Genomic DNA, 10,255 nt, shown 5'->3' with positions numbered 1-10,255 from the left:
AGCCGGCTCCTACAGGAAGGTGTAGGAGCCGGCTTGCCGGCGAAGGGCATCAGAGGTCGCCGTAGCCCAGGGAGCGCAAGGCGCGCTCGTCGTCGGACCAGCCGCCCTTGACCTTGACCCAGAGGTTGAGCATGACCTTGGAGTCGAACAGCAGCTCCATGTCCTTGCGCGCTTCCATGCCGATGCGCTTGATCCGCTCACCCTTGTCGCCAATGATGATTTTCTTCTGGCCATCGCGCTCGACGAGGATCAAGGCGTGGATGTGCAGGGTCTTGCCCTGCTGCTTGAACTCTTCGATCTCCACGGTGATCTGGTACGGCAGCTCGGCACCGAGCTGGCGCATGATCTTCTCGCGCACCAGTTCGGCGGCGAGGAAGCGGCTGCTGCGGTCGGTGATCTGGTCTTCCGGGAAGAAGTGATCGTTCTCCGGCAGGTGCTTGGCGATCAGGCCTTCCAGGGCTTCGAGGTTGTGCCCCTGCTGTGCGGAAACCGGCACGATCTCGGCGTTCGGCAGTTGTTCCTGCAGCCAGGTCAGGTGCGGCATCAGCTCGGCCTTGTCCTCGATGCGATCGGTCTTGTTGATCGCCAGGATTACCGGGCCCTGCACGTACTGCACACGCTCCAGCACCAACTGATCCTCGTCGGTCCACTTGGTGCGGTCCACCACGAAGATCACCACGTCCACGTCTTTCAAGGCCGCCGAAGCGGTCTTGTTCATGTAGCGGTTGAGGGCTTTTTCGTTGCTCTTGTGCATGCCGGGGGTGTCGACATAGATCGCCTGGATGGCGCCTTCGGTCTTGATCCCGAGCATGTTGTGGCGTGTGGTCTGAGGCTTGCGCGAAGTGATCGCCAGCTTCTGGCCGAGGATGTGGTTGAGCAGCGTCGACTTGCCCACGTTGGGGCGGCCGACGATGGCGACATAGCCACAGCGTGTTGCGGTTGAATCAGTCATGGCCATTCTCCACGCCCAGGGCAATCAGTGCTGCGGCGGCCGCTACCTGTTCGGCAATACGACGGCTCACACCCTGACCTCGGCTTTTTTCATTCAATAAGGTGACTTCACATTCAACGAAGAATGTCCGGCAGTGCGGTTCGCCCTGGATATCCACCACTTCGTAGCGCGGCAGTTCACAAGCGCGAGACTGGAGGAACTCCTGCAGCCGGGTCTTGGGGTCCTTGTTGGTGTCCACCAGGGTCAGGCTCTCGAACTCCGAGGCCAGCCAGGACAGCACACGGTCACGGGCAGTTTCCATGCCGGCGTCCAGGTAGATCGCACCAATCAGGGCTTCCAGGGCATCGGCAAGGATCGATTCACGACGGAAACCGCCGCTCTTCAACTCGCCGGAGCCCAGGCGCAGGTATTCGCCCAGGTCGAAACCACGAGCCAGTACCGCCAGTGTTTCACCTTTCACCAGGCGGGCGCGCAAACGCGACAGCTGGCCTTCGCGGGCCTGGGGGAAGCGCTCGAACAACGCCTCGCCGGCCACGAAGTTGAGGATGGCATCACCGAGGAATTCCAGGCGTTCGTTGTTACGCCCGGCAAAGCTGCGATGGGTGAGGGCCAGGAGCATCAGTTCCTGATCCTTGAAGGTATAACCGAGCTGACGCTCGAGACGGCTCAAAGAAACGCTCACGGTTTACCCACGCTGATTTCGTTGCCGAAACTCGCCATCCTAGGGGCCGCGCACGAGGTGCGGGTGGCAATTAACGCTGTGTTCAAATCCACATCCTGAATATCGTTGACTGCGTGCTTCTGGCCTTAAGGCTGTTACGCGATGCCCGAGGGCAAGGGCGTTTTATACAAGAGCCAGAAAAGCATTCGGCGCTGTGTTCAACAGCGCCGTGTGTGATTACTTGATCAGGCCAACCCGCGAGAAGTTCGGCAGGTGGCTGAGTTTCGGTTCGGGCCAGCTCATCCAGACTGCGAAGGCCTTGCCGACGATATTCTTGTCGGGAACCATGCCCAGCAGGTCCTTGGGAATACTTGGATCGTCCCAGTAGCGACTGTCGTTGGAGTTGTCGCGGTTGTCGCCCATCATGAAGTAGTGTCCGGCGGGAACCACCCAACGACCGTCCGGAGTGGCCCGGTAGCGACTCATTTCCTTGCGGATCAAGTGCTCGGCGGCGCCCAGTTTTTCCTTGTACAGCTCGGCGCTGCCCAGGGTCCCGGGTTCAGCCCCGACCAACTGCTCTGCCACCGGCTGACCGTTGACGAACAGGTGCTTGTCGCTGGTGTAGCGCACTTCATCCCCCGGCAGGCCGACCACACGCTTGATGTAGTTGACGTTCGGGTCGCTTGGATAGCGGAACACCATCACATCGCCGCGCTGCGGATCACCGACTTCGATGACTTTCTTGTCGATCACCGGCAGGCGGATCCCGTAAGAAAACTTGTTCACCAGAATGAAGTCGCCCACATCCAGGGTCGGCTTCATCGAGCCCGATGGAATCTGGAACGGTTCCACCAGGAACGAACGCAGCACCAGGACAATGAACAGCACCGGAAAGAACGACTTGCCGTATTCAACCAGCAGCGGTTCCTTGCTCAGCTTCTCGACCACCAGCCCATCCGGCTGGCTGACGCTGCCCTGATAGTTGGCGATGGCCGAGCGCCGACGCGGTGCCAGAAACACCAGGTCGAGCAACGCCAAGAGACCGCAGACAAAGACAGCGATGACCAGCAACAGCGGGAAATTTAGTGACATAGGACCTAACTATCCAACCTGAGCACAGCAAGGAAGGCTTCTTGTGGAATTTCCACGTTGCCCACTTGCTTCATGCGTTTCTTACCGGCCTTCTGCTTTTCCAACAGCTTGCGCTTACGGCTGACGTCGCCGCCGTAGCATTTGGCCAGTACGTTCTTTCTGAGAGCCTTGACGGTTGTCCGCGCCACAATCTGCCCGCCAATGGCGGCCTGGATTGCCACGTCAAACATCTGCCGAGGAATCAGTTCCTTCATCTTCTCGGTCAACGCACGCCCTTTGTAGTGGGCGTTGTCACGGTGGACGATCAACGCCAGGGCGTCGACTTTCTCACCGTTGATCAGCACATCCAGCTTCACCAGATTAGCCGATTGATAACGGTCGAAATGGTAATCCAGCGAAGCATAGCCGCGGCTGGTGGATTTCAGGCGGTCAAAGAAGTCCAGTACCACTTCGTTCATCGGCAGATCGTAGGTCACCTGGACCTGGCTACCGAGGAACAGCATGTCGTGCTGCACGCCACGCTTCTCGATGCACAGGGTTATGACGTTGCCCAGGTGCTCTTGCGGCACAAGAATGTTGGCCCGCACGATCGGCTCGCGCATGTCTTCAATCGCCGACAGATCCGGAAGTTTGGACGGGTTGTCGACATAAATCGTTTCACCGTTCTTCAGCAGCAGCTCGAAGATCACCGTCGGCGCGGTGGTAATCAGGTCCAGGTCGTATTCGCGCTCCAGGCGCTCCTGGATGATCTCCATGTGCAGCATGCCGAGGAAGCCGCAACGGAAGCCGAAGCCCAGGGCGTCGGAGCTTTCCGGGGTGTACTGCAGCGACGAGTCGTTGAGGGTGAGCTTCTGCAACGCTTCGCGGAAATCCTCGAAGTCGTCGGAGCTGACCGGGAACAGGCCGGCATAGACCTGCGGCTGGATGCGCTTGAAGCCAGGCAGCACTTCCACGTCCGGAGTCGAGCTCAGGGTCAGGGTGTCACCCACCGGCGCACCGTGAATGTCCTTGATGCCGGCAATGATGAAGCCCACTTCACCGGCCTTGAGGTCGGTGGTGGCGGTGTGTTTCGGGTTGAAGACGCCGACGCTGTCCACCAGGTGGATCTTGCCGGTGGATTTCACCAGGATCTTGTCGCCCTTCTTCACCCGGCCGTGACGCACACGCACCAGGGACACAACGCCCAGGTAGTTGTCGAACCAGGAGTCGATGATCAGCGCTTGCAGCGGGTCTTCGATATTGCCGGTAGGTGCCGGAATGGTGGTCACCAGGCGCTCGAGCACCTCGTCCACACCCAGGCCGGTCTTGGCGCTACAGGTCACGGCGTCGGTGGCATCGATGCCGATGATCTTCTCGATCTCTTCCTTGACCCGCTCAGGATCGGCCTGGGGCAGGTCGATCTTGTTCAGCACCGGCATCACTTCCAGGCCCTGCTCGATGGCGGTGTAGCAGTTGGCAACCGACTGGGCTTCAACGCCCTGGCCGGCGTCCACCACCAGCAGTGCACCTTCACAGGCCGCCAGGGAGCGACTGACTTCATAGGTGAAGTCCACGTGGCCCGGGGTATCGATGAAGTTCAGCTGGTAGGTAATGCCATCTTTGGCTTTGTAATAGAGGGTGACGCTGTGGGCCTTGATGGTGATCCCGCGCTCACGCTCAAGGTCCATGGAGTCCAGAACCTGGGCTTCCATTTCGCGCTCGGCCAGGCCGCCGCACATCTGGATGAAGCGATCGGCCAGAGTCGACTTGCCATGGTCAATGTGGGCGATGATGGAGAAATTGCGGATATGACTCAAATCACTCACGGATGAACACTCAAAAAGGCTGCAGGCAGGGCCCGCCGAAAAATAGCCGGGAATTGTACCTGATACTCGGCACGAGCGTCACGCTCGCCTGTCAGCGTTTGTCAAATGCAAAAACGCCCCGATCCAGGGACCGGGGCGTTGCGCTAAAAACCTGACAGAGCCGCTGAATCAGCCGGCCCGACGCAATAGCCAGAAGCCTGCGATGGCACAGATACCCGCCGGCACCAGCACTGCGAACAGCGGCGAGAAGCCGAACACCAGGCTCGAAGGCCCCAGCAGGTCCTGGGCGATGCGGAAGGTGAAACCCACCAAGACGCCCGTGAATACTCGCTGACCCAGGGTCACCGAACGCAGCGGTCCGAAAATGAAGGAAATCGCCATCAGCACCAGGGCCGCCGTCACCAGCGGCTGCAGCACCTTGACCCAGAACGCCAGCCAGTAGCGACCATTGTTCAGGCCCTGATCGGCCAGATAATGGATATAGCCCCACAGACCCGTGATGGACAGGGATTCCGGCGCCATGACCACGGTGCTCAGCAGTTGCGGGCTCAGAGCCACGTCCCAACGCTCGTCGGGCACGCTGATGACCTCGGTGTGACCTTCACGGAAATAGGTGGTGGTGACATCCGTCAGTTGCCAGTAGTTCTCGTGGAAACGTGCCTGACGGGCAAAACTCGACGACAACATGTGGTGATTGTCATCGAAGTGGTAGCGAGTCACGCCATACAGCAGACCATTGGGCTGCACTGCGTTGATATGGATGAACTCCTCGCCCTGACGGTGCCACAGGCCGTGCTTGGAGCTCTGGGCATCACCGGATCCCAGGGCCAGGGCCCGACTGGCCTGAGCCTGGGTCTCGGTGGCCGGCGCTACGTATTCGCCCACCAGCACGCCCACCAGCATCAGCACCAGCATGGGTTTCATCACCGCCCAGACGATACGACCGACAGAGACGCCGGCAGCACGCATGATGGTCAATTCGCTGTTGCTGGCCAGAGAGCCAAGACCGATCAGACAGCCGATGAGCCCGGCCATCGGCAACATTTCATAAACTCGACGCGGCGCAGTGAGGGCCACGTAGCTCATTACATCCACCACGGTATAAGTTTCGCTGACAGCCCCCATCTCATCGATGAAGGCAAACAGCGACGCCAGCCCGAGGATGATCCCCAGGACCGCGAGAATAGCCATGAACACACTGCTACCGATGTAGCGATCGAGCTTAACCACGAGCCATCTCCTTCATGCTGCGACGACTCGCCATTTTCAAACGCAACGGTTCCCAGTACATCAAGCCCAGGCCAATCGCCAGGAACAGCAGGTGAACCCACCACAGCCCCAGGGCCGGCGAGATCTTGCCTTTTTCCATGGCGCCACGTACCGCGATCAGGATAGTCAGGTACGCCATATACAGCAGGATGGCCGGGATCAGCTTGAGGAAGCGGCCCTGGCGCGGGTTGACCCGGGACAACGGCACCGCCATCAAGGTCACGATAAACACCAGCAATGGCAGGGACAGGCGCCATTGCAGCTCGGCACGGGCCCGCAGGTCATCCTTGCCAATCAGGTCAGCAGTGGGCATGGCATCGCGATCAGTGACTTCGTCGCTGACATCCGGCCGCTCCAGCAACACGCCATAAGTGTCGTACTTGATCACCCGGTAGTTGGCTTCGCCTGGATTGCCATCATAGCGATAGCCGTTTTCCAGGATCAGGTAGCGATTACCGTCGGGACGAATGTCCTGGTGCCCCTTCTCGGCCACCAGCACCGAAATGCCCTGGTCCTTTTTCTCCCGGCTCAGACGCTTTTCGGAGATGAACACCCCGGAAAGATTGGTGCGGTCCTCGGACAGCTGCTCGGTGTAGGTCACCCGAGTGCCATCATTGAGCGCCTGGAAGCGGCCGGCCACCAGGGTGTCGAACTCGGTCAGGGCGTCCTGCTTGTTCAGCAGCAACTGGAACTGGTTAGCCCCCTGCGGCGCCAGGCTCAGGCTCAACCAGGCCACCAGCAGGGCCACCAGGGCCGCCGGGATCATGGTAATGCCCAGCAGACGCTGCTGGCTCATGCCGGTAGCCGACAACACGGTCATCTCGCTTTCGAGATAGAGCCGGCCGTAAGCCAGGAGAATGCCCAGGAACAGCCCCAATGGCAGGATCAGTTGCAAGAAGCCCGGCAGACGAAAGCCCATGATCAGGAACAGCGAGCCCGGGTCCAGGGCGCCCGAGGCGGCTTGTGCGAGGAACTTGACGAAGCGCCCGCTCATGATGATGACCAGGAGCACCGCACTCACGGCACTCAGGGTCAGCAGGATTTCGCGGGATAGATAACGAAAGACGATCAAACCAGACACTCCAGGGTTGTCAGGCTAAGGCGGCCGAACAAGCAAACGTATCGAGCCGGCCCCAAATGCAGGGCCGCCGAAAAAAGATGGCGCATTATCCTGTGATTGCGCGCGCCTGTCACGGAGGATGCTCACCCGGCGCTCTAAAGCGGAGAACTTGGCCAAGACGAGGGTTGTCAGCCGCAAGCGGCGAGGTTCAAACTGGCGGCTTTGTCGTCGGCAGCACGCGACGCCTTCTTCTATATAGATAAGCCCCGCGCCGGAGTCTTTCCTGCGCTCTTTGACCATTCATTCAGGGACCCAGACATGGAACTGGTTGTAAAAAGCGCTAGCCCGGAAACGTTGAAGACCGCCACCCTGGTGGTCGCCGTCGGCGAAGGCCGCAAACTCGGCAACGTGGCCAAGCAACTCGACGAACTCAGCGGCGGCGCCATCAGCGCCGTGCTCAAGCGCGGCGACCTGGCCGGCAAGGTCGGTCAGAGCCTGCTGCTGCACGGCGTGGCCAAGCTCAAGGCGGAGCGCCTGCTGCTGGTGGGTATCGGCAAGGATGAGGAACTGGGCGACCGCCCGTTCCGCAAGATCATCAGTGGCGTACTCGCCACCCTCAAGGGCCTGGGCGGCAGCGATGCCGTGCTGGCTCTGGACGAAGTCGTGGTCAAGGGCCGCGACAGCTACGGCAAGACCCGCCTGCTGGCAGAAACCCTGGTGGACGGTGGCTACGTATTCGACCGCTACAAGAGTCAGAAAGCCGAACCCCGTGCACTGAAGAAAATCACCCTGCTGACCATCAAGGCCGCCCAGGCCGAAGTCGAGCGCGGCGTGACCCACGCCCAAGCCATCGCCAAAGGCATGGCTTTTACCCGCGATCTGGGCAACCAGCCGCCGAACGTTTGCCACCCGACGTTCCTGGGTGAGCAGGCCAAGGCCCTGGGCAAGGAGTTCAAGGGTCTGAAAGTCGAAGTCCTCGACGAGAAGAAGATCAAGGAACTGGGCATGGGCTCGTTCTATGCCGTAGGCCAGGGCAGCGACCAGCCACCACGCCTGATCGTCATGCAGTACAACGGCGGCAAGAAGTCCGAGAAGCCGTTTGCCCTGGTGGGCAAGGGCATCACTTTCGACACCGGCGGCATCAGCCTCAAGCCGGGCGCCGGCATGGACGAAATGAAATACGACATGGGCGGCGCCGCCAGCGTGTTCGGCACCCTGCGTGCCGTGCTGGAACTGCAACTGCCGATCAACCTGGTCTGCATCCTGGCCTGCGCCGAGAACATGCCCAGCGGCGGCGCTGCACGGCCTGGCGATATCGTCACCACCCTGAGCGGCCAGACCGTGGAAATCCTCAACACCGACGCCGAAGGCCGACTGGTGCTGTGCGACGCCCTGACCTATGCCGAACGCTTCAAACCTCAGGCCGTGATCGACATCGCCACCCTGACCGGTGCCTGCGTGGTGGCCCTTGGCGCCCATACGTCCGGCCTGCTGGGCAACAACGACGAGTTGATCGGCCAACTGCTCAGCGCCGGCCAGCAAGCCGACGACCGCGCCTGGCAACTGCCGCTGTTCGACGAGTACCAGGAGCAACTGGACAGCCCGTTCGCCGACATCGCCAACATTGGCGGGCCGAAGGCCGGGACCATCACTGCCGCGTGCTTCCTCTCGCGCTTCACCAAGAACCTGAACTGGGCGCACCTGGATATCGCCGGCACCGCCTGGACCAGCGGCGGCAAGGACAAAGGCGCCACTGGCCGTCCTGTGCCCCTGCTGACCCAGTACCTGCTGGACCGCGCCAAAGCCTGAAAAACATGACCGCGGAGGGCGGCGCGTGAAGGCGCCGCCCTCTCCGGCTCAGGAACCCCAATGACCAAAGTCGACTTCTATATTCTTCCCAGCGCGGACCCTGCGGCGCGCCTGGATTTTGCCTGCAAGCTCACCGACAAGGCCTGGCGCATGGGCCATCGCATCTACCTGCATTGCAGCGATGCAGAGCAACGGGACGAGCTCGATGCCCGCCTGTGGCGCTTCAAGGGCGAAGCCTTCGTTCCCCACGGCCCGGCGGAAAACGAAGCCGACGGCCTGATCGTCCTCGGCCTGGGCCAGGACCCCGGCGAACACAACGACCTGCTGGTGAACCTGGACCTGAAAGTACCGACCTTCGCACCGCGCTTTGCCCGAATTGCCGAAGTGGTGGTGGAAGATCCGACTATTCGTCAGGCGGCCCGCGAGAGTTTCCGTTTCTATCGCGAACAGGGCTATCCTCTGCAAGATCACCGTTTACAGCGACTCTGAGCACCCGATGGACACTCCCAACCCGCAGCAAAAGCCCACGCACCTGCTGGACGACCTCGAGTCGATCCGCCAACTGCTCGGCGATGACAATCTGCAACCGCCGCTGCTTACCGAAACCGTGAGCGGCGAAGTGCAAATCCCCCTGCTGTTCGACATGGTGAGCAGCCAGCAACCTGCCGAAACCGAAGCCGCACCTGCAGCGCAAGCCAAACCGCAAGCTGCATCGACCCCGGCCCCAGCTCAAGTGGCAGCTCCTGCTCCTGCAGCCCACCCCGCCCCTGCCAGCAACAGCGCCGACGCTCTGCTGCACCTGGACACCGAACTGCGCGCCGCCGCACAGCTGATCATGCAAGACGTGATCGACGATTTCGCCCCGCACATCGAAACCGAAATCAAGCGCCGCCTCGACGCCCGCCTGGAACGCCTGCTCGCAGCAGCCACCAGCGGCAAGCCGTAGCCGCAGCAACAAGCTACGCCCCCAAGCTGCCGGAAAAATACGGCCAGGCGCCCCTTGCGACTTAAAGCGTGCCACTTGGACTGCTGTCCAGTGGCTTGCAACTGCCCCCCTCCGCTATACTTCCCGGCTTTTCCTGAATAAATGCCAATAGGGTCCCGCCGCGCATGGATAAGACCTACCAGCCGCACGCCATTGAAACTTCCTGGTACCAGACCTGGGAGTCCGAGAACTACTTCGCCCCGCAAGGCGCGGGCGACTCCTACACCATCATGATCCCGCCGCCGAACGTCACCGGCAGCCTGCACATGGGCCATGGCTTCAACAACGCGATCATGGACGCCCTGATCCGCTTCCGCCGCATGCAGGGTCGCAACACCCTGTGGCAGCCGGGTACCGACCACGCCGGTATCGCCACGCAGATGCTGGTGGAGCGTCAGATCGAAGCCCAGGGCCAGAATCGCCATGATCTGGGCCGGGAAAAATTCCTCGAAAAAGTCTGGGAGTGGAAGGATCAGTCCGGGGGCAACATCAGCCGCCAGATCCGTCGCCTGGGCTCCTCCGTAGACTGGAGCCGCGAGCGCTTCACCATGGACGACGGTCTGTCGGAAGCGGTGAAGGAAGCCTTCGTCCGCCTGCACGAAGACGGCCTGATCTACCGCGG

At 61.1% G+C, this 10,255-nt stretch carries 9 protein-coding genes and 1 pseudogene; 4 read left to right on the top strand and 6 right to left on the bottom strand.

Features of this window, described 5'->3' with window-relative positions; translation table 11 throughout:
- Positions 1–49: 49 nt before the first annotated feature.
- From era to lptF, 6 genes are all read right to left on the bottom strand, one after another.
- Positions 50–952 carry a GTPase Era gene (gene era, locus BLX41_RS28530; RefSeq protein WP_019094760.1) on the bottom strand — a complete coding sequence of 301 codons (903 nt, stop codon included), beginning with the start codon at positions 950–952 and terminating at the stop codon, positions 50–52.
- The gene (gene rnc, locus BLX41_RS28525) at positions 945–1,634 is read right to left on the bottom strand and encodes a ribonuclease III (RefSeq protein WP_102861278.1); all 690 of its coding nucleotides are present in this window, start codon (positions 1,632–1,634) and stop codon (positions 945–947) included. Before rnc ends, era begins: the two co-directional genes overlap by 8 nt.
- A 216-nt stretch (positions 1,635–1,850) precedes the next feature.
- On the bottom strand, positions 1,851–2,705 hold the full coding sequence (lepB, locus tag BLX41_RS28520; protein ID WP_123727582.1) for a signal peptidase I: 855 nt from the start codon (positions 2,703–2,705) through the stop codon (positions 1,851–1,853).
- 5 nt (positions 2,706–2,710) lie between these two features.
- A complete protein-coding gene (gene lepA, locus BLX41_RS28515) occupies positions 2,711–4,510 on the bottom strand; it encodes a translation elongation factor 4 (RefSeq protein WP_123727581.1) in 1,800 nt (599 codons plus the stop codon).
- 168 nt (positions 4,511–4,678) lie between these two features.
- A complete protein-coding gene (lptG, locus tag BLX41_RS28510; protein WP_123727580.1) occupies positions 4,679–5,740 on the bottom strand; it encodes an LPS export ABC transporter permease LptG in 1,062 nt (353 codons plus the stop codon).
- On the bottom strand, positions 5,733–6,851 hold the full coding sequence (gene lptF / locus BLX41_RS28505) for an LPS export ABC transporter permease LptF (protein ID WP_123727579.1): 1,119 nt from the start codon (positions 6,849–6,851) through the stop codon (positions 5,733–5,735). The genes lptG and lptF overlap by 8 nt, the downstream gene beginning before the upstream one ends.
- A 306-nt stretch (positions 6,852–7,157) precedes the next feature.
- Between lptF and BLX41_RS28500 the strand changes: the two genes are divergently transcribed.
- The 4 genes and pseudogenes from BLX41_RS28500 to BLX41_RS36530 form a co-directional block, all read left to right on the top strand.
- Positions 7,158–8,648 carry a leucyl aminopeptidase gene (locus tag BLX41_RS28500; protein WP_123727578.1) on the top strand — a complete coding sequence of 497 codons (1,491 nt, stop codon included), beginning with the start codon at positions 7,158–7,160 and terminating at the stop codon, positions 8,646–8,648.
- 60 nt (positions 8,649–8,708) lie between these two features.
- Positions 8,709–9,137, top strand: a complete 429-nt coding sequence (locus tag BLX41_RS28495) for a DNA polymerase III subunit chi (RefSeq protein WP_123727577.1) — start codon at positions 8,709–8,711, stop codon at positions 9,135–9,137.
- A 7-nt stretch (positions 9,138–9,144) separates the two neighbouring features.
- Positions 9,145–9,594 (top strand): DNA polymerase III subunit chi, encoded by a 450-nt coding sequence (locus BLX41_RS28490; RefSeq protein ID WP_123727576.1) that lies wholly within the window; start codon positions 9,145–9,147, stop codon positions 9,592–9,594.
- Positions 9,595–9,758: 164 nt separating this feature from the next.
- A pseudogene (locus BLX41_RS36530) lies at positions 9,759–10,255 on the top strand (class I tRNA ligase family protein); the annotation flags it as partial.

The organism is Pseudomonas protegens (genome assembly GCF_003732485.1).
GTDB lineage: Bacteria > Pseudomonadota > Gammaproteobacteria > Pseudomonadales > Pseudomonadaceae > Aquipseudomonas > Aquipseudomonas protegens_B.
The sequence above is the reverse complement of the archived record's forward strand: the minus strand, read 5'-3'. Positions and strand labels throughout refer to the sequence as shown.

Coding starts and splice junctions, on each gene's coding strand:
- era (WP_019094760.1), bottom strand. CDS start 952: ATGACTGATTCAACCGCAACACGCTGTGGCTATGTCGCCATCGTCGGC.
- lepB (WP_123727582.1), bottom strand. CDS start 2,705: ATGTCACTAAATTTCCCGCTGTTGCTGGTCATCGCTGTCTTTGTCTGC.
- BLX41_RS28500 (WP_123727578.1), top strand. CDS start 7,158: ATGGAACTGGTTGTAAAAAGCGCTAGCCCGGAAACGTTGAAGACCGCC.
- BLX41_RS28495 (WP_123727577.1), top strand. CDS start 8,709: ATGACCAAAGTCGACTTCTATATTCTTCCCAGCGCGGACCCTGCGGCG.
- BLX41_RS28490 (WP_123727576.1), top strand. CDS start 9,145: ATGGACACTCCCAACCCGCAGCAAAAGCCCACGCACCTGCTGGACGAC.